This is a genomic window from Nocardia sp. CA-135398, assembly GCF_050955845.1.
Lineage (GTDB): Bacteria > Actinomycetota > Actinomycetes > Mycobacteriales > Mycobacteriaceae > Nocardia.
The window spans coordinates 3,697,140-3,717,036 of the sequence record NZ_CP192084.1; the positions used below are offsets into that span (position 1 = coordinate 3,697,140).

Annotated in this window: 15 protein-coding genes; 8 read left to right on the forward strand and 7 right to left on the reverse strand. The window is 65.4% G+C overall.

The features are described 5' to 3' along the window. Positions 1-81 precede the first annotated feature (81 nt). The gene (locus ACQP1T_RS16400) at positions 82-1,551 is read left to right on the forward strand and encodes a bifunctional phosphatase PAP2/diacylglycerol kinase family protein (protein WP_433761219.1); all 1,470 of its coding nucleotides are present in this window, start codon (positions 82-84) and stop codon (positions 1,549-1,551) included. 9 nt (positions 1,552-1,560) lie between these two features. Here ACQP1T_RS16400 and ACQP1T_RS16405 read toward each other — a convergent pair whose 3' ends face one another. Next, positions 1,561-3,021, reverse strand: coding sequence for an aminotransferase class I/II-fold pyridoxal phosphate-dependent enzyme (locus tag ACQP1T_RS16405; RefSeq protein WP_433761221.1), 1,461 nt, complete (start codon positions 3,019-3,021; stop codon positions 1,561-1,563). 119 nt (positions 3,022-3,140) lie between these two features. On the opposite strand from ACQP1T_RS16405, the gene ACQP1T_RS16410 reads away from it, so the two are divergent. Then, on the forward strand, positions 3,141-3,695 hold the full coding sequence (locus ACQP1T_RS16410) for a hemerythrin domain-containing protein (RefSeq protein WP_433761223.1): 555 nt from the start codon (positions 3,141-3,143) through the stop codon (positions 3,693-3,695). A gap of 137 nt (positions 3,696-3,832) precedes the next feature. After that, a complete protein-coding gene (locus ACQP1T_RS16415; RefSeq protein WP_433761225.1) occupies positions 3,833-4,234 on the forward strand; it encodes a helix-turn-helix domain-containing protein in 402 nt (133 codons plus the stop codon). Positions 4,235-4,552: 318 nt separating this feature from the next. Here the strand turns inward: ACQP1T_RS16415 and ACQP1T_RS16420 are convergent, their stop codons facing one another. Continuing rightward, positions 4,553-4,726, reverse strand: a complete 174-nt coding sequence (locus ACQP1T_RS16420) for a hypothetical protein (RefSeq protein ID WP_433761226.1) — start codon at positions 4,724-4,726, stop codon at positions 4,553-4,555. A gap of 215 nt (positions 4,727-4,941) precedes the next feature. Continuing rightward, positions 4,942-6,054 (reverse strand): glycosyltransferase, encoded by a 1,113-nt coding sequence (locus ACQP1T_RS16425; protein WP_433761228.1) that lies wholly within the window; start codon positions 6,052-6,054, stop codon positions 4,942-4,944. A 320-nt stretch (positions 6,055-6,374) separates the two neighbouring features. On the opposite strand from ACQP1T_RS16425, the gene ACQP1T_RS16430 reads away from it, so the two are divergent. The 3 genes from ACQP1T_RS16430 to ACQP1T_RS16440 all read left to right on the forward strand — a co-directional run bounded on the left by ACQP1T_RS16430 (position 6,375) and on the right by ACQP1T_RS16440 (position 10,455). Next, entirely contained in the window at positions 6,375-6,572 is a 198-nt protein-coding gene (locus ACQP1T_RS16430) for a hypothetical protein (protein WP_433761229.1), read from the forward strand. Between the two features lie 365 nt (positions 6,573-6,937). After that, complete coding sequence (gene mgrA / locus ACQP1T_RS16435) at positions 6,938-7,981, forward strand: L-glyceraldehyde 3-phosphate reductase (RefSeq protein WP_433761230.1); 1,044 nt, start codon at positions 6,938-6,940, stop codon at positions 7,979-7,981. A 191-nt stretch (positions 7,982-8,172) separates the two neighbouring features. Then, the gene (locus ACQP1T_RS16440; protein WP_433761231.1) at positions 8,173-10,455 is read left to right on the forward strand and encodes a glycosyl hydrolase family 65 protein; all 2,283 of its coding nucleotides are present in this window, start codon (positions 8,173-8,175) and stop codon (positions 10,453-10,455) included. A 476-nt stretch (positions 10,456-10,931) separates the two neighbouring features. Here ACQP1T_RS16440 and ACQP1T_RS16445 read toward each other — a convergent pair whose 3' ends face one another. The 4 genes from ACQP1T_RS16445 to ACQP1T_RS16460 form a co-directional block, all read right to left on the reverse strand. Further along, positions 10,932-11,858 (reverse strand): hypothetical protein, encoded by a 927-nt coding sequence (locus ACQP1T_RS16445; protein ID WP_433761233.1) that lies wholly within the window; start codon positions 11,856-11,858, stop codon positions 10,932-10,934. A gap of 1,315 nt (positions 11,859-13,173) precedes the next feature. Further along, complete coding sequence (imm45, locus tag ACQP1T_RS16450; protein ID WP_433761235.1) at positions 13,174-13,521, reverse strand: Imm45 family immunity protein; 348 nt, start codon at positions 13,519-13,521, stop codon at positions 13,174-13,176. A 182-nt stretch (positions 13,522-13,703) separates the two neighbouring features. Continuing rightward, positions 13,704-14,597 carry a hypothetical protein gene (locus tag ACQP1T_RS16455; protein WP_433761236.1) on the reverse strand — a complete coding sequence of 298 codons (894 nt, stop codon included), beginning with the start codon at positions 14,595-14,597 and terminating at the stop codon, positions 13,704-13,706. A 281-nt stretch (positions 14,598-14,878) separates the two neighbouring features. Continuing rightward, the gene (locus ACQP1T_RS16460) at positions 14,879-16,159 is read right to left on the reverse strand and encodes a family 2 encapsulin nanocompartment cargo protein terpene cyclase (RefSeq protein ID WP_433761237.1); all 1,281 of its coding nucleotides are present in this window, start codon (positions 16,157-16,159) and stop codon (positions 14,879-14,881) included. A 775-nt stretch (positions 16,160-16,934) separates the two neighbouring features. Here ACQP1T_RS16460 and ACQP1T_RS16465 point away from each other — a divergent pair. Both ACQP1T_RS16465 and ACQP1T_RS16470 read left to right on the forward strand, forming a co-directional pair. Then, positions 16,935-18,329, forward strand: a complete 1,395-nt coding sequence (locus tag ACQP1T_RS16465; protein ID WP_433761239.1) for a hypothetical protein — start codon at positions 16,935-16,937, stop codon at positions 18,327-18,329. Between the two features lie 17 nt (positions 18,330-18,346). Then, positions 18,347-19,891, forward strand: coding sequence for a hypothetical protein (locus tag ACQP1T_RS16470; RefSeq protein ID WP_433761241.1), 1,545 nt, complete (start codon positions 18,347-18,349; stop codon positions 19,889-19,891). The last annotated feature ends 6 nt before the right edge of the window (positions 19,892-19,897 follow it).

Genomic DNA, 19,897 nt, shown 5'->3' on the forward strand with positions numbered 1-19,897 from the left:
GCCGCAGGTCAACCACTGTTTCGACGGTCGCAGCGCGCGCGTGCGGTCGCCGACCGCGCTTGGCCGGTTAGCCTGTGGGGCATGCGTAGGCAGTCACCGAAGCTCGCGAGGCACGTGGACACGTGGCTGGTGGCGCGCAGTGCGCGGGTGCGCCCGACCGCCGCCGATCGGTTCCTGCGGACACTGAGCATGAGCGCCGACCACAGTCGGTTGTGGATGGTGGTGGCCGCGCTGATGTCGATGGGTGGTCGAGCACCGCGGCGGGCGGCCGTGCGTGGGCTGGTCTCGGTGGCGCTGGCCAGTTCGGTGGCGAACGGCATTGCGAAGCCATTGTTTCCGCGCCGCCGACCGCCCGACGAATCGGTACCATTCGTGCGACGACTGGTGAAACCGCCGGTGTCCTCCTCGTTCCCATCCGGCCACTCCGCGTCCGCGGCGGCCTTCGCGACCGGCGTCGCCCTGGAATCTCCGGCCGCCGCGGTCATTGTCGCGCCCATAGCGGTGGCCGTCGGCTACTCACGCGTGCACATCGGTGTCCATTGGCCCTCCGATGTGATCGCGGGCGGTGCGATGGGCGCGGCGATCGCCCTCGGCACCCGGCGTTGGTGGGCACAGCGCGACGACGAGCCCGCCGAACTGGGCCCGCATCAACGAATCACACCGATACACAATGGACTCGGGCTCCTGTTGGTGATCAATACCGGCGCGGGCGGTGGCACCGACTCCGAACAACTGCGGTTACTACACGAAAACCTGCCCGCCGCAGAGTTTTTGACGATCACCGATGATCTCACCGCCCGGCTCGACGAACGAGTCGCCCGCGACGATATCGCCGCACTCGGCGTATTCGGCGGCGACGGAACGGTTTCGGCCGTCGCCGCCGCGGCGGTCGAATATCGGCTGCCACTGGCGGTATTCGCCGGTGGCACCCTCAACCATTTCGCCCGCGATACCGGTGTGGAATGCCCCGAGCACACCCTGGCCGCATTGGAATCGGGCGACGCGGTCCGAACCGATACCGCCGAGGTGCGATCCGATGGACTCGAGCCACGAACCTTCGTCAATACCGCCAGCCTCGGCGGCTATCCCGACTTCGTCCATCTCCGTGAACGCTGGGAGCCGCGTCTCGGCAAATGGCCCGCTGCGGGAATCGCCATGCTGCGCGTACTGTTTCGGGCTCAACCACTGCCGACGACCATCGACGGCACCCGTACCGCGATCTGGATGCTGTTCGTCGGCAACGGCCACTACCGCCCCGCCCATCAGATCCCGATGTCGCGCCCCGCGCTGCACCACGGCACTCTCGATATTCGATATCTGCGCGCGGACCTGCCATTTTCCCGAACCCGCCTGATCTGGGCCACCCTCACCGGCACCCTCGATCGCTCCGCGACCTACGTCAACCGTCGCGCCGACCGGCTGACCGTGCACGTCGAGGACGGCCCGGTCGCTCTTGCCACCGATGGCGAGGTCGATTTCCGCGGAGACGATTTCACCTTCACCAGCCGTCCCGCGACGCTCACGCTGTTGCGCCGGACCGAGCGGAGTTGATGCCGTGCGTCAGTCGGCGACCACGCGAACCGTCCGCATCGAACTGTCGGCGGCGTCCGGCACCACCATTCCGGCGCGCACCCCGGTGACCAGGTAGTCGATCACCGGCTCGTTCAACCGCTCGCCGGGCACCGCGACCGGAATGCCGGGCGGATACGGCGTGAGCTGCTCGGCGACTATGCGTCCGGCCGCGGAGGTCATCTCGACCGTGTCGACCGGCCCGAAGAACGCATCGCGGGGGAGCATGGTGGTTTCGAGTTCGAGTTCCTGCGGGTCGGGCAGTCGAATCGGTTCCGGCGCGGGGATTTCCGATGCCGCCGCGCTCAGCGACAGCAGTGCGTCGAGCAGCCGCCTGGTAGTGGACTCGTCATCTGCCATCGACAGTGTCGCCATAATGCGGCGGTGATCGCTGAGGCCGACGTCGATGCGTGCGTTCTCGCGCAGCCAGTCGGCGCACTGATAGCCGGACAGCCCGAGCTCGCCGACATCGATGAGGACCTGCATCCGGTCCAGGTCGTGCGAGCACTCGGCGCCGAGCAGTTCGTCTTCCAGGACGTGCAATCCCGGAATGTCCTCGATATCGGCACGCAATTGTCCGGCCAATTTCAGTGCGGCGCCGAGCAATTCGTGACCGTGCTCGACCATCTGGCGCCGCCACCCGTCCAACGCCGCGTACACCATGACGTTCGGACTGGTGGTCATCAACAGATCCGCGCACGCCGACAGGCGCTCGCGTTCGACGAGATCGCCCTGCAGATGGAAGACCGAACCCTGCTCGAATCCGCTGCCCATCTTGTGCACGCTGACCACACAGACATCGGCACCGGCATCCATTGCCCACGTGGGCAATTCCTCGTGGAACGGTAGATGCGCGCCCCATGCCTCATCGACGATGAGCGGTTTGCCGCGCTCATGGCACACCTCGGCGATACCCCGGATATCGGCGCAGGTCCCGTATGGACTCGGGCTGACGATCAAGGCACCCGCCGCATCCGGATAGCGCTCCCAGGTTTCCCGGATCTGCTCCGGCGACGGCGGATGAGACAGGTGCCGCTCGGCATCCCAGCGCGGGGTGATCCAGCGCGGTTGCACACCGGAGAAGATCAAACCGGCGACGATCGACTTGTGGCTGTCGCGCGCCACCAGCAGACCCGGCGAGCCGCCCGCGACCGCCAGCATCGCCGCCTTGACCGATAGTGAACTACCGCAGGTCGAGAAGAACGCGTAGTCGGCGCCGACCGCGTCGGCCATCAACTCCTCGGCCCGCTTCAGATAGCCACCACTTGCCTTGCGGTCGTCGAGTCCGCTGTTGCCCAGGACATCCGAACCGAAGGTTTCGGCGCCGAGGATGCGCCGCACGCGCTCGTCCGCGCCGCGGCCCTGTCGGTGGCCGGGCGGGGTGAAACCGTATCGTCCCAGCTCACGGTATTCAGCAAGGGCATCGAGTAAAGGAGCTCGGGCATGGTCCATATCGCCGACCTACCCAGGGGCGCAGGTGGCAAACGGCTCGGCGGTGAGTTTGCCCGTGGCGCGCTGGTCGGCCTTCGGAGGAAGATGTGTAATACCCCGCCGCAGAAATGAGGTGCACGATGGGAAAGCTGGATCAGAACGTGATCGATCTGCTGACCGCCCAGCACGAGCAGATCCGGCACCTACTCGACAAGCTGAGATCGGGCCAGGACGATAAGCGGGAACTGTTCACCGAGCTGGTGCGCCTGCTCGCGGTGCACGAAACCGCCGAGGAGGAGGTCGTACACGCGGTGGCGCGGCGCGCGGCCTTCGGCGCCGACGACATCATCGGGCCGAGATTGGCCGAGGAAAACGCGGTGAAGCGCGGGCTGGCCGAACTGTACGACATGGGTATCGACCATCCCGATTTCGATGCCAAACTCGCCGCATTCGCCGATAAGGTCGCCGAACATGCCGCACATGAGGAGACCGAGGAATTCCCCTTCCTGCTCAAGCAGTTCTCGGTGAACCAGCTCGAACGCTGGGCCGGAATGGTGCGCGCCGCCGAGCGGCTCGCCCCCACCCGGCCGCACCCGCACGCGGGCGAGACCGGCTTGGCGAACCTCATGACCAGCCCGCCGCTGGCCGTATTCGACCGAGCGCGGGACGTCCTGCGCGACATGCGCTCCCACTGAAACTTTACTGGCACACCTGGATACCACTAGCGGTATCCGGGATGATCGCTGTATGACAGCAGCGCGGTGGCGGTCGGGCGACGGGCGGGCCTGATCTCGTCGACGTTCGCGCGATACGCAAGGCGCGCCGCGCCGAATTGGGCGCGTTCCTGAAGTCGCGTCGCGCGCGGATCACCCCCGAAGACGTCGGCCTGCCACCCGGCCCCCGCCGCCGAACCCCTGGCCTGCGCCGCGAGGAGGTCGCACAACTCGCCGGAATCGGGATCACCTGGTACACCTGGCTGGAACAGGGGCGAAATATCAATGTCAGTGTGCAGGTGTTGAATTCGGTTGCGCGGACGTTGTCGATGGATGCTGCGGAGAAGGCGCATTTGTATCGGTTGGCGGATGTGCCGACGGTGCCGACCGCGCATGCGAGAACCGCGCTGCCGGAAGAGCTTCAGCCGCATGCGACCGGGTTGCGGCATCTTTGGGCGCAGGGTCGGGGGAGCCGCTGGGGCCGCCGCCCCAGGCAACGTGGTGAAACAACGCGACGGTGATAACCCATATGACAGGACTCGTCCGAAGTCTGTCGAGGCCGAGCGCTGCCGCGTTCGTGCCTCACGGCGTGGCCAGACGGACTTTCGGTACGGTCGAGCAGATCTGATGGGCTGGAATTCGGAAGGTGTGCACCTCGATGTCGATGACCACCCAGTAGTTGCCCGCCAACTCCGGTTCGGTCGAGTCCCGCTGCCCGGCTTATGGCAACTGATGCTCACCGTCCTGGTGGACCGCACAACCGGATACACCGCGACCGTCCCGTACCAGGTCTGGGACCCGGATCCGCCACCCAGCGAATCCGGGCTCGGTTGTCGCGCTTATCGTGCGGCGCCAGCGGACAGTGCCGCGGAGACCAATACCGTGACGCCCTCCGCAATTGCGGTGCCGCCCAGCGCATGTGTGGCCGAGAGTGCCGTGCTGCCCGCGAGGCCGAGGAATACCGATCCGAAGCAGGCGATCCCGACCACGATGCCGAGCTGCACACTGGTCACCAGAATGCCGCTGGCATCGGCGACGAGGGCTATCGGAGTCCTGGTCAGGGTGCGGGGCCATCAGCGGGCTGAAGGCCAGGCCATTGCTGATGCCCGGGATCCCGAAGTTCGCATGGTCGGTTGCCGGTCGCGCGACCCCCGCGACAATCCTCGGATCGGCGCCTTCGTCTTGTTTTTGTCGATCTGAATCGCCTCGAGGTGCCCCCGGTCGTCGGTCAGGAGTGTCGGAGGGGCGGCCGGTTGTGGCCCAATGCGAGGACTTGGGCTGCGACCTCGTCGATGGCAGGCATGGTGGCCATCTCGGCCGCGACGGCGCGGGCAGCGTCGGCGAGGTGCGCGTCGGTGATCAAGGTGTGCAGGTGCGTCGCGGTGATCGTGCTTCCCCGCACCGCGATACCCGCTCCGCGGCGCTGCACCGATACCGCGTTCCACGTGCGGTCGCCGGGAGCGGGGGTCGCCAGCTGTGGGATTCCGGCGCGCAGAGCCGCATACACCGAGCCGGCGCCGCCATGGTTGACCATCGCGGTGCAGGTCGGGAGCACGGAGTGCAGCGCGATCCACCCGACTGTTCGGACGTTGCCGGGAAGGTTGGTGGCGCGCATGACTGTTCGATTCGGGCGGACGATCACGATATCGGCGTCGACGTCGGGCGCGGCTCGTAGCACCGATCGGAGCATCGCGTCGGGGCCGTCGCCGAGCATGGTGCTTCGGGTTACGACGATGCGTGGTCGGCGGGGGGAGTCGAGGAGGAATCGTGGCGTGGATGCGCCCGATGTCGAATACGGGATGGATCGCATGGGCCACCCCGGGACAGAGACGATGCTGGGCGGCGCGATCGACAGGGTGGCCGTGCTCGCGGGAATGTCGGCACCGCCGAGCAGCCGCAACAATTCCCGTCGAATAACGGTGCCGTCGTCCAGCGCGATATTGTGCAGCACCGTGGGGACGCCGAGGCGGGCCGCGGCGATGGCCGCGGCCGACGCGAAGGGTTCGTGTACCACGATATCGGGTGCGAATCGGCCCGCCACTCGAATGAGCCTGTCGATCATCGGTTTGTTGGTGACCGCGAACACGTGGGCGCCGCCGCGAGCGTCGGCCATTCCCGCCGCGGATCGCAGTGCGAGGACGGGGTGCAAGCCCAACCCCTCCGCGATCGCACGGATGTGTCCGATGCGCGGTGCGACATCGACAACCGCGACATCGGCGGAAACCGCCGTCGCGGCATCGCCACCGGTTGCTACCAGCACCTGGTGCCCCTGCGCACGCAGATGCATAGCAAGAGGCATCATCGGGAACAGATGCCCGATCAGCGGCGTCGCTACGAACATCACCCGCATCGGAATGCCGCCACTGCGGGGCCGACCGTGTCGGCGGGGCGTGGTTCGGGCGCCGGATCCAGTGATTTTTGGATGTCTGCGCCGCAACGGCTCTGTGAGCGCCGGATGATCTCAGTGATCCGGTCGATACCGCTCACTCCCGCTGCTTGGCACGGTGCCGAGTGATTGCGCGAATCTTTCGCCAACTCGCAGTCGATGTCCGAGACGGCCCGGGCGAGCCATCGCCTATACCTGGTCCTGGGCTTTGCTGGCGACACCGCAGCTCCGACAACGCGTTGCAGTCCTTGTAGAAACTTCATCCGGTCGGCCTCGTGACCGATCACCGCGTGCACCGCCACCGCGGCGACCTCCACATGATCATGGTGATTGCCTATTCCCAGGGGCGCGAGAACCTGCACCGCCGGTGCGCTGAGCAGTTCCGACATGAGGCGCTGCAGGGCGTTCGACCCGAGCCATCCGACAACACCGCGTCGTCGAAATGCCGGAAATTACCACCAAGGCGCACGTGAGCAACGTTTCTCTCCGGGCGTCAGCCGTACCGCAAACACTTCGTTCAATGTCAACACGTTATCAGGTGTGACCACAACAAGATTCACACCCACTGCCTTGTCGGTCCACAGCAACTGGATGCTGCGGACCGTGTATCTGACGACCGGAAACGGCCCCATCGGATACCCGTCTCATACGGGTGAATGCGAACCCTCCGATCCACTCCGATGCGAGGTACGACACTCACAGATCGATGTCGTCAGTTAGGGCCCGTCCGACTCCCGGTGTTGAACCATCACCGAATGCGACGTGCATACTCGGCATTCGGGGAAACCTAGCTCGAAGTTCGATCAGATCGGGACGACCGCGTCTCGGAGGAGTACCGATGACATATCTTGCTGAGCCGGCCCGCTACGACGGCACGATGCGCTATCGCCGCAGTGGCAGGTCAGGCCTCGACCTGCCGCTGCTCTCGCTCGGCTTCTGGCACAACTTCGGTGACGATCGCCCGTACCACGTCCAGCGTGAGATCGCTTTGCGCGCTTTCGATCTCGGAATTACGCACTTCGACCTGGCCAACAACTACGGTCCACCCTATGGGGCGGCCGAGATCAACGCCGGGCGCTTGCTGCGCGCGGAGCTCGCCGCCTACCGCGACGAATTGATCATCTCCACAAAGGCCGGGTGGGACATGTGGCCCGGACCGTATGGACAGGGTGGCGGTTCACGAAAGTATGTGTTGGCCTCGCTCGATCAGTCACTGAGTCGGCTGGGCCTGGACTACGTCGACATCTTCTACTCGCACCGTTTCGACCCGACAACTCCGCTGGAGGAGACCGCGGCGGCACTGGATACCGCGGTACGGCAGGGGAAAGCCCTGTACGTGGGGATCTCGTCGTACACTGCCGAGAACTCCGCGACAATCGCGCGGATCCTGCGGGAGCTCGGCACCCCGCTGCTCATCCATCAGCCGTCGTACTCGATGCTCAACCGCTGGATCGAGACCGAAGGGCTGCTGGACATCGCCGCTGAGGAAGGTTTCGGGGTCATCGGGTTCACCGCACTCGCGCAGGGCCTGCTCACATCGAAATATCTTGACGGCGTGCCGGCGGGATCGCGGGCCACACAGGGAAAGTCGTTTCAAACCGAGTTGCTGACCGCCGAGATGATCGAGCGGTTGCGCAAGCTCGACGCGCTCGCCGCCCGCCGTGGACAGACGCTGGCACAATTGGCGTTGGCGTGGGCGTTGCGCGACCGACGCGTGACCTCGCTGGTGATCGGCGCGTCCTCGACCCAACAGCTCGAGCAGAACGTCGCCACACTGGACAATCTCGATCTCGACGCGGACGAGCTGGCCGAGATCGATGTGCTGCTCGACGACGACGGTGCGGTCGATCTGTGGCGAGCAGCGCGCGAGGGCACACTCTGAGACCGATCGAAGCAGTGCAGTGGGGTACGTGAGTCGTCGATCGCGTACCCGGCATCGGCCCTGCCGGACGCCGTGTTGCGGCGATTCACGAGCGCATCGAACGGCTGCTGCACCGCGCCCTACCCGAGTAGCAGGGGCAGCCGCCGTGTCGTTCCGATCGGCTGCGCGTGACCGCTGCTACCGTCGGCCCGATGCGACTCGTGGCGAGTATCGGGGCGGTGCTATTGACCTGTGCGTTTGTGCCGCTGCCCGGACTGTCCGCGGTAGCGACCGCGCAAGACGTGCATGCCGTCGGAGACGACTGGTCGGCGGTCTCCGAGACGTTCGAACCCGAGAACTTCCGGGCTGCTCCGTACCTGGGCAACGGGCGCATCGGCGCGATGATCCCGCCGAGTGGCGGCGGATATCAGGACTACGGCATCTCGGTGCGCACCTCGTTCCCCTTAGTGGAACCGCGCTATACCGGAACATATCTCGCGGGCTTCTATGCCAGGAAGTCCGTGTCGTGGAACAACACGGAGGCGATCGCCGCGCTCCCCGCGTGGTCGGGCCTGACCGTCGATGTCGCGGGCCGAACCTACCGGGCCGACGTCGACCCGGCCACGCTCACGCACTACCGGCAGCGCCTGAACTATCGCGATGCCACCGTCACCACCGAAGCCACCTGGACACCCGCCGCGGAACACCGGCTGGATCTGACCTACCGGACCTTCGTGTCACGGGCGCAGCAGAACCTCGCGGTCCAGCAGCTCACTGTCACCCCGCACTTCTCGGGTCCGCTCACGGTCACCGACCTGATCGACGGGGCCGCCGCGCGCCGGGTCACCCCGACGACGGCGGTCTCCGATCCGAACCGGGCGCAGACCACGGTCGGCGTGCGCGCCGACGGCACCGACTGCACCGCCTTTCTCGTATCAACAGTCACCACCCCTGATGAGCTGACCGGCGCCGCGCTACCGGCGAACGGGTCGACGGCTGGAACACGATTCGACGGCACTGTCGTGGCCGGCCGCAGTTACATCGTCACCAAGTTCGTGGGAATCGCCTCCTGCACGGACGGCGCGGACCCGCGCGCGATTGCCACCGACGTCTCCGACTCCAGCGCGGCGCGTGGTTTCGCCGCCGCTCACGCCGAACACGCGGCAGAGTGGGATAGCTTGTGGCAGCCCGCCATCGAGATCCCCGGCCGCGACGACTATCGGGACTGGATCCGGCCCGCACTGTATTCGGTGCTGGCCAGCGTCCGGGCCGGACAGCGGTGGTCCGTGCAGCCCGCGGGGTTGTCCTCCGACGACTATGGCGGTCTGACCTATTGGGACGCCGAGACCTGGATCTTCCCCACCCTGCTCGCGCTCTATCCCGAATTGGCCCGCACCGTGGTGGATTTCCGCGTCGCCGCGCTACCGCAAGCCGAGGCGAACGCGCGCGCCTACGGGCTGACCGGCGCTCTGTACCCCTGGAACGACGGACCGACACAGCAGTGCGCATCACCGGCGGTGTGCGGATTGGTCCAGGAACATCTGGAGAACGAGATCGCGCTCGCGCAATGGCAGTACTATTCGGCCACCGGCGACGAGCAATGGCTGCGTGACGGTGGCGCACCGGTGATCACGGCCATCGCGAACTACCAGGCTGCACGAGTCGGCCCGAAGCTGCCCGATGGCCGCTACCACTACGGACCCGCAGCGGGCGCCGACGAGTACGTCTCTTTTTCCGTGGACAACGCGCTCACCAACGCCGGAGTGATGGCCACGATGCGCACCGCGATATCGGCCGCCCAGCTGGCCGGACTTCCGGTGAACCCGCGGTGGGCCGACATCGCCGCCAACATGGCGATGCCGCCGGACATCGTGCCGGGGGTGCCCGCCGAGTATCTCGGGTATCAAGGGGCGAAAATCAAGCAGGCCGACACGGTGCTGATCAGCTACCCGTACTCCTATGCGGCGCCGGGCTATTCGCCCGAGGCGACGCTGGCGTACTACTTCGACCGCACCGATCCCGACGGCCCCAACATGAGCAACAGCGCCGGCGCGATCCTCAGCGCGCAGTATGATCCCTGTCGCACTCAGCAGTTCCTGGATCTATCGGTGCAGCCGTATGTCCGACCGCCATATGGGTTCCAGTCCGAGGCGCGTGGCGAACGGTCGGGTGCGACCACGGTCGGTCAACCGGCGTGGATCTTCGTCACGGGTGCGGCCGGATTCTTGCAAGGTTTGCTGTACGGACCGAGCGGGCTGCGGTGGGCCGAGACGGGTCCCCGGCTGGACCCGATGCTGCCCAGCGGGTTTCCCGAGGGGATGACGGTGCGCGACCTTGCGGTGCGCGATAGCAGGTTGACCATACGCATCCGGCCGGAAGGTACGTCGGTCGACGTCACTTCGGGTGGTCCGGTCACCATCGAGACGCCCGGCGGCCCGGCGACCGTCCGCCCGGGAACACCGCTGACACTGCCGACCAGGAGCGCCTGTCCCTGATCCGGAAGACATCGCACGGCGGAACCGGTCTTGTCGTGTTCCGTGAGGGCCGCAGCATCTTCGAGCCCGCTGGAGATGCGACGGCTGTCGCACGAGGGGGCTATGCCGTGCACCCGTGCGCGGCGGTTGCCGCACCTTGCGCAACTGCCCCGGGCGCGCAACGGTGTGGATATGAATCTCACCCGGCCGCCGGCCCGTCGGGTGAACCGACCAGACCGACCGCATCCTTGGGAGGAAATATGGCGAACGTGTGGACGGAGCAAGACATACCAGCTCAGCAGGGCCGAGTTGCGGTGGTTACCGGCGCCAACAGCGGACTCACAACTCGCACAAGCGAATCCGATCCCTTGGCGCTGCTGTCGCCGATCCTGGCGTCACCTTGTTCCAAACGGGTCGCGGAATTTTCTGATGTGCTGCTGCCTGATAATTTAGTGGGCTCACATTATTTCGGATGATCCGGCCTGTACCTCACCTAGCTAACGCAACCAACCCTTTTGTCTGCCAGCACTATTCATCGACGACAAGAGGTTTCGAAGTCGCAAGGTGATAGTTTTCCATCGTGCTCGTCGGTTCGATCGTCGGACCGGACGGGTTTCGGGGATTTGCTGTGTTGCAAGCGGCGGCACCGTCTCTGGGGCCGACATAGCCGGATCTTGTTTGGGGGGAGTTTTTCCTGCCTTCGCGATGACCTCTCTGGCTGCGTCTTCGGCGCGGTTGCGATGCCGCATACCCGAAACCCAGAAACACAAGAAGAACACGATCATTGCGATTCCTAGACCGAATTCCGTCCAAAGGAGTGCCCACTGGATGTACCTCCAATCGTGGGCGACTGATTGCCCGAAGGCGGCATAGATCCCTACTGCATCGACAATTCCGGTGAATCCCAAGACCAGTAGAGCGGCAAGAGCATAGTAAAAATTAAGCAAAGAGGCGTGCCAGCGATTCGCATGCCCGGCGTTGTAGAAAATCTCCGTTGCGTGGAGTCCGATTGCCACTTTGCGAAGATCGACGTCCATATTTCGATGAAATCTGCTGGCCTGCAGAGCCTTATGCGAATCGGGGAGCGGTTGACTGGACACGTATTCGTCCAAGCCAGGATAGATCAGTTGCTCCAGGGTGCGGACAGAAGTTGCCCGCAGCCCCTGATTGAAGCTATGGACCGTGTAGAAGACCAGGAGGAGTAGCGCGGGCAGGGGCGCGGCGACTATCACCAATGGCGTTGGTGCCGGCGACTTTCCGATGAGTGTGGTGACGACCCCGATGTAGGCGAGCATCCCTGTGACTTGCGTGAAGCCAGCGGTCATCAGCGAGGCACCGTCCGAACGCTCCGAGGCGTACCAGCCGAGCAGAATCTTCAGTGCATCTTCGCCCGGCGGAAACGACTCGGATGGCCCTGACGTCATCGTTGTATTCTTGACCGGCTGTGCTCAGTTCGCAGCTATCGCTGCGATGATGGCGATAAACCGCGACGAATGGCCGCGGTGACACTGCCGCCACCGGTGACCGGGGCCCAGCCTTCCGCTGTTCACCCTTGCGATGCAGAACAGCGGATCGGAGGTAGGCGGCTGCCGGCCGATCCCGGATGTCATCCCAGCACAGGCGTGGACGGGTCGCCGCCCAAGTAGGTGCCCATCCACCTCTCCACGGTGTCTGCTGTCAGGCGTGATCGTCCAGGGGCCAGGGATGGGAATCGCGTTGCCGCGATACCGATATCGAGTGATCGGCACCTCTGCGAGGGAGAACAGTTCGATCCGGCCTCCGACGATATGTGCCACCGCCTGGTGTGGTCGGCGAGGCGTCGTGAACGTCTTTCCATTCCAATACCCCACCCCATCCGCTGGGCCAGCCGAACGCCCTCCGACCCGCCTTCAACTAGGGTTGTAGCCCTTTCGTTTCGTATCCGACTTCGACATAGTCATAGCCGTTGCAGCTCTGCTGAGAGCTGCTAGAAGGAACAGGCTGCCATCCACCGTGCCAGGTGTACCCGTCACTGCACGTGACCACTACTTGGACATAACCCTCTCCGCGGGTGCACATGGCTTCCGCAGCGAAGATTTCGCCGTCCCCGAATGTGACGAACCTGGTGGAACAGTCATGCGGCAGATCCGAATCGGCATGAGCCGGCGGACCGCTCAAAACCGTCCCCATTACGGCAACTGTTGCCAGCGTGGTGGTTAGAACACTCTTGATCATGGTTGGCCCCCCAGATGTATCGATCCGTTGAATGCTATCTCAGTACGGCCCTTCGGCGCCGATGTATGCGGAAGGGGTGGCATCACCGCCGTCTTCTGGTCGCGGGGAGCTCATCAGAACTGGCTCACAACAACGGTTCTGGTGGGCATCAAAGACCGGCGCGTACCCTCACCACCGTCCGATCGTCGCGCGGAACCGCGAGGTTCAGCGCCGAGAGGCCCGGCCGCCATGGTGATACACATGGCCGCCGATGGTTGGGTGCTTGGTGCACAAATGTGGGTAATCGCTTTTCGAGACGATCACCGTGGACGGCGTCGATGTACGATTCGGCGATGACCCGGAAAAGTGGGCACGACGCGACGAGGATGTCGAGCGACATTTATTCTCGCCTCGAGAGCGAAATCGAATATTCACATTCGGTGGGAGATTCCTCGCAAAACGACGGTGGGTTTAGATTCTCGGGCATCGTCTGCGCCCGGCATTAAAAACGTGCGGCGGTCGATCGTGTGCTTCTGCTTCGAGCTGTCACTGTGCTCGACGGACCGCGCGGTAGCCCTCTGCTGCGACGAACACATCCTCAGGTCGTGAATCCAGGTGAACCCACTGGTTCCAGTGCTGTCGCAGCCACGCCGTCGATATGCCTGGTTCCTCGGGATGGTGAGCATCAATCGGCAAAACCACCGCCAAAATGCCCGCTTTATAGCCGGTCACCCTCATGAGGCCCCACCGTCTCGGCGGCTGCTCGATGAGCATAAGGTCGAAAACAGCAGCATTCGATGGATAGCGCAGGACCGCCCCTCGACACACGTAAGATTCGCCGGTCGTGCAGAGTGGTTCCCACGAAGCTGCCACTTCGTCGATGTAGAGCGCCATCGCTGTCCAATCTGACTGTGTGGTCGCGCTTGCTCAGCGCATGGCCTCGTACTTCCGAGATTGATCTTACGTCACCAAGTTGTTCGGACCTGTTTGCCGGTTCATTCGGCTAGGCCGATTTCGCCAAAGGGGACGGCCCGTTTGCCACTGCCCATAGCAGCCGACACCAGCAGCCATAGTGCTCACGATGGGCTATCGGAGGGCTCCGCGTCTTGTCTGACGGCTCGTAGCAGGCGATGCCGTCGTTCGTTCGCTTCTTCATCGGTAATCGACTGAACGTGAATACCTCTGGCGATATCAGGTGATACATCCAAGATCGCATCGAGCGCGCGGCGCGCGGCTGCGGCCTCTGTCGAGGTTCGGATTATCTCCAGCAGAGCCTCGTTCTGGTGGATAGACGCTTCCGCTTCCAAAGCCGCGATCCGGGCCGCTCGCTCGGCCTTGATTGTGGTTGCCCGCACGATGACATCGAGAATCGCCGGTACGTTGCGCAGTGCGACCCACCCGGCGCGTGCCGCAGCGGCCATCAATCCACCTGTTGTGACGGCAGGAACGGTAACTTGAACGACCTCTTGCCACGGGTTGACCGTCACACTGCTCGAGATCGACAACGATGCTTCAATCCGTGGGGCAAGTCGTCCCGCGAGACCGGAGACCACCGTGGCCAGGGCATCGGCATCTTGGGTTTTCAGGATTTTCCGGACCAAGTCGCCGACTTCGGTGTGATCCTCCGCGGTCTCGTTGATGATCTGCAATAGCTTTTCCGCGGTCTCCGAGTCTGGATCTGGTCGTCGCTCAGGAAGTTTCGATATCTCGTAGTCGACGAGCGCGAGCAGTAGCGCCCGGACTGCCATCTGTGTCTCAGATATTTCGCGCAGGTCGGGAAACTCGCCGAAGTCGACTTCGATCAGCAGCGCATGCCCCACCTCCGATCCGACGGCCCGTACCACCATGCTCCCGCCTGCATTGACGTATGCGATATCGCGTGGCCACGAGAAGGTGACAGGCACGTCGACCGGTTTTCCCGCCGGGGAGTCCCCAGGGGCGTCGACTTGGCTCGGCTCCCGATCAGTCATCGATGCATCTTAAATGCCCACCTGCTAGGCGGTGAGGTCTCGCAGCCACGGCGTGCCCGAGGGACCGATCACTGGAATCGGCTGGGATACACCGAGTTCCAGCCAGTTGCCCACCCAGCACTCCCTACAGAAGGGGATCGCCATGTCCGTATGGCACATCACGATCACCAATCAGGGTGATCGCCTCGAAGAAATACGGAGAAACGTTATGGCACAGCAGGACACCATCGACGCCCTGGCCGCCCTGGCCGCCCTGCTCGACAAGGCGCGCGGCGAATCATCTAGCGGTAGCGCGGGTTCGTGTTGTGCCATTCGAACGAGCCGCCCATCCAGTCGCGAACGCCGCGCATGAACAGCTGGAGCTCGGGGGAGGGGATGGCGCGCAGGGCGCGATGGTCGGCTTCGAATTGGTGCACCATCTGGTTGTGCAGGTCGACGGTGACCTCGGTCGCTTCGGCCAGCGAGCACCCGCGGTCGGCGGCGATCTGCAGCACCATATTGCTGACGGGCACTTCGTCGGCGGCATCCTTCTTGATCGAGAACAGGTCGTTGACCAGGACGGCGGCGGTGCCCGCGCGGAACACGGCCTGCCGTACCCGATCGTCGTAGAAGAGGTTCGCGGGCAGCTCGTATCCGGCGACGGGGTCGATCAGGGTCATCGAGGTGTAGAAGGTGTCGTGCTGGCGGGCAGCGAGATATTCCCACGCGGAAGGTGATTCGCCGGTATGTCGCCATGCGGCGTAGGCGGTCCAGGACACGAACATCGTGAACGTCGCGTAGCAGGCGCGCTGCACCTGCCCGGGGGTGGCGTGGGCGCGCAGATTCGCGATTGCGGAACCGAAAGCTCGCAGTACCTTGTCTTCCCGCAGCACCTCCTGCAGCGGAGTGGTGAACTCGCCCGCGTCGGGCAACGGATCCAAGGCCGCCATCGCCAAGGTGAGTCGTTGCGGCAGCCGGGTCGGGTCCGCGCCGAGCGCCGAATCGTCGGCGTAGTAGTCGTCGGCCATCCACCAGGCGGTGTTCATCTGGGCCGGGACCAGCAGTCGGTCGGGGTCGTCGGAATCGGTGTGGGTCAGCATGACCAGCCGTCCGTAGCCGGTCCGGCGCAGCTTCTCGAGCTCCTCGTCGGTGAACCCGATCGACTCCGCCCACGTGGTGAGGCGATCGTCGATCCGGTCGGCGAGATCGTCGTCGATCCGGGTGGCGGGCGGGCAGTACAGTGGCGGCGCGGAACCGTCACCCCAGGCAAGTTCTCGGTAGGGCTCGATCTCGGCCGTCGCGTTCCGCAACGGTATCCGAAACGCGCTCTCGCCCAGGGGAGTTCCAGTGCCGTGAAGGTGCCGTAAGCCAGCGCTGGGCAGTGTGGGGGCCGACATCGCGCCGAACGCGGGCGGTGCCGCCGGTCCGGGCTCGACCCGGGGCACCGTCGAGAAGTGCGCGGCGAGTTCGGTGCCCAGGCCGTGCGGCCCATTCAGAAGGTGGGTGAGTCGTTCGCCGGGTGGTTCCGGCTTGTCGTTAACCGTGTCGCGGTGGCTGGTCTGGTCGTTGTCGAGACTTGTCACAGCACTTCTCCCGTCGCAGGGGTCCATAGATGCAGACAGCACGATGCACTCAAAACGACTATCGGCCGTCTCGCCCAGTGCCGCAGGCAATTGCGTGATTCCGGCGGATTCGACACGCCGATCTCCGACATCGGACCTTCGTGCCGAGGTGAGAGCATTCGACCGCCCCTCACGGGATCTGCCCATGAAGCTTGCAGCATTGTGCGGTCGAGCTTCCGTTATCGTGACTCTGACCGACTGACCGGGATGCGAGAAGCGAAGCGACACTTGGCATATAGCGGTGTTCGACAGTGCAAGAGAATGATGGAATGAGCTGATATCTCGGAACGGTGCTGTGCTGAACGAACCGACCGAGCAGCGACGCCACCGTACCCACGCTCCTGGAGAAGAATTCACCGCTACGTCTTCAGGTGTCCTCGCGCAACCCCGACTTCGCCATGCCTGACTGATCACGGCCCGACGTGCCGAATTCGTGCCGACTGCGAACGCGGGAATGGCTCTGCCGGAAGTGCTTCAGATTATCCTGGGCCTATCGGAGCCGTTGCCGTGTGCCGTCGAGTGCACCTTATGACGGAGTTCACTGAGCGTTGGGCTTGCCATGGCTGGTAAATGCCGGCGTTGCGCCGGGACGCGAAGTGCGAAATCTTCTGTATCCGACGACATACCGATCCTGGTGATTGGGGGGAACTGCTCGTGAACTGTTCGCGGTCGAGCTCGCGCGTTGGCGCCTCCGAGGTGTCGACGCGCGTGTCGTTCCCGGAACACGGAGAGTGCTGTGCCGCGGACCGGGGATGAGGACCTCGCGGGGCTGGCCGCTCGGATCGCGGCCGGACTGCGTGAGGTAGCCCCACCCGGATGGCAGCGACTGGAGGCGCGGTTCGCGATGACCGTGGTCGCCGAATCGGCCGTGCTGATGGTCGACGACGGTAGCCGGTCGTTCCGCTGCCCGGTACCGAATGCGGTGTTGGATGCGGTGCGTCGGCATCGGCAGCTGTCGGCAGAGGCCGACGGCGGGCCGTGGTGGCGGTGGCTGGTGGGCATCGATGCGGACGGTGTCGAGGCCGCTGCCGATTACGGTGCGGTGCCGTTCCCCGGCGAGCAGTTGTTCGCACCGGACGCCTATCTCGCCGACCTGGAACGTTATCCGCGGGATCGGCTGCCGGTGTGGCTGGCGGCCTACCTCGGGCGCGGCGAGCGTCGGATGCGGCCGCCGCGCGCCGCCGCCGCTGCGACGCGTGCGGACCAGAGCGCGGGTCCGCGGGCGGTGGCCGTGGACAACGAACTGCCGGAGCTGGCCGTGTTGTGGGCCCGGTGGGCGGTGCTGGCGGCAGCCTTCGTGGCGGTCGGATCGGGGCAGGGGCCGCGGATCGGTCCGTCGGTTGGCATCTTCGAAGGCGCCGGACGCAGCGGCTCGACGTTGACCCTACTGCCCGGTGACCGGGCAGTGCTGTCGGGTGGTGTGTGGGATGCGTCGGTTCTGGACGCCGCGTACAACGCGGGTGCGGCAATGCCGGAATTGTTTGCGGGAGCGCCGGATTGGGTGGCCGATCCGGTGCTCAATCCGCGGGCGGCAACCGGTTTGCTGTCGTTTTGTTACTGGTGGGAGGACGGGCAGTGGTATCGGGGTGAGTCCGCGCCGATATCGGAGTGCGCGTCGGCGCTGCCCGCGGTGTGGACGGCCGGCACTGTGGCGGGTGTCGTCGACAACCTGCTGGACGACCACTCGGGTGGTGCGTCGGGCGCGGCCGAGTTGTTGGTGTCGGCTGCACAAGCCGGCGCGGTGACTCGCCAGGCGATCGCGCAGGTCTTCGGCGACGATGACGGCACCGACATCGATGGCGCGATGTTCCAGTTGATGCTCGCGGATCTGGACGCGAACCACGCCGAGGGGATCGGCGAAGTGGCTGCGCTCGACCTCGTCCGTGATCACATTCGAAGCAAGGATTACGACACCACGGGGTACCCGTTGTCGACACTGCGGGCCGATCGCGTCAGCGTGGGCTGGATGGTGCGCTCGCCGGTGCCCGCCGGCGAAATCGCTTTGGACCGTGCGGTTTTCTACGTGGCCGACGATGGCGTTGTAGAGCGCTCGACAACGTCGGTGCCGTTGTCGATGTTCGTCTCCGGCTTCGAGCGACGGTTCCGGCTGCGCGGCAACGGCCGAGCCTGACCGGAGGGGATCGCGACGTGAACGATGAAGTTCGGTTGGATCCGGACCAGCTGCGAAATCGGGGAGCGCGGCTGGCCGAACTCGGGGACCACGTGGGGCAAACCTATGCGGGACTGCGCGATTCCCTGGCGCAGGCCGACGGCAGTTGGGGCGACGACGACCTCGGTCTCGCGTTCGCCAAGGAGTTCAAACCGCATGCCGACCGGTTGCTGGCCCATCTGCGGACGATGGAGCAGAGCTTGCACAGCACGGCAGCCGGAATAGTGGACGCCGCAAGCCAATTCGAACAACAGGACATGCTCGGCGCCAGCCTGGTCGGCACTGCCGCCGACCACCCGGACCCGATCGGTGAGTCTGCGTCGCCTTGGCCGATCGGCAGCCCGGGCACGTCGCCGCCCGCGGGCGGACAGTCGCCACTGACGTCCGAACCCGCGACGACGTTTCCGGCCAAGGGGGCCCCGGCGTATCCCACGGACCGGGCCGACCCCACCGACCGATCCGCCCCGGGCGGGGCCCGGACACCGGACACGTCCGCGGGACGCACCACGCCGGAGAGCGGTCCCTTGACCGATCCTTCGAATCGGTCAGCGGGCCGAGAGGGGAAGCGGGGGGCAGGCGGACCGGGCAACGGTAACCCCGGCAAGCCGGCCGGAGACTCCGGTCACCGTCCTCCGCCCTCCGTGTTCCCCCCGGCCGCCACCCGGGACGCACCCCGTACCCCCGCCGCGCGGCAGGCAGCGGCCGGCTCACCGGGCGGTGTGGGACGGCGGGATACCCCGTGGTCCGGGCAGCCGCCCAGAACGGCAGGACCCCCCGCCGCTGCCCAGGCGAGACCGTCGAGTCCTCGGTTGCCGTCTTCGCCGCGGGCACCGAAGCCCGCCGATGGATCGCGGGATCAGCGCCGCGCCGACGCGCGCCCGGCTATCGATCCCGTAATCGGCCGGCTGGCGCGAGCACTTGCCGAGCACCACGACGTACGGGTAACCGGATTCGATATCCCCGGCTTGCAGGTGCCGGTCATGCGAGAATTCGCGGCCGCGGTGGACCGGGTGCTCACCGACTACCCGGTGATCGCGCTCGATGTCGTCGCAGTGGCCGAACTCGATGCCGAATCGGGGCCGGTGTGGTGGAGTCTCGAACCACGCGATACGCGGGGTACCGGTCGGTCGATCACCCTCGACCAGCGGACCGCGACGCGAGCGACCGGGGCGGCGGAGTCCGACGCCGAGTCGGCGGCGCTGGAAATCTACCTGGCGACGCTCCACGAATTCGGCCGGGCACTCGACTTCGCCGGTGGCGGTGTCGCAAGCAGGCGGGCACAGCATGTTCTGATCGCGGAGTACCTGCGTTTGGAGGGGGTACGGAACAACCCACTCGCCGAGGTTGTCCGCGGTTACCGGCGCTGGCGTGCCGAGTTGACCGGGGCCGCCGCGGATGCACTCGGATTCGACGTGCGCCGGGCCCTCGGCGCCGCCTTCGCCGATGTCGTGTTGCGCGGCGACGAGGCGAGCGTTCAGGCGCGAGCGCTGCACGCGGTGCTGGTCGACGCGACGTCGCGGTAGGTGGTG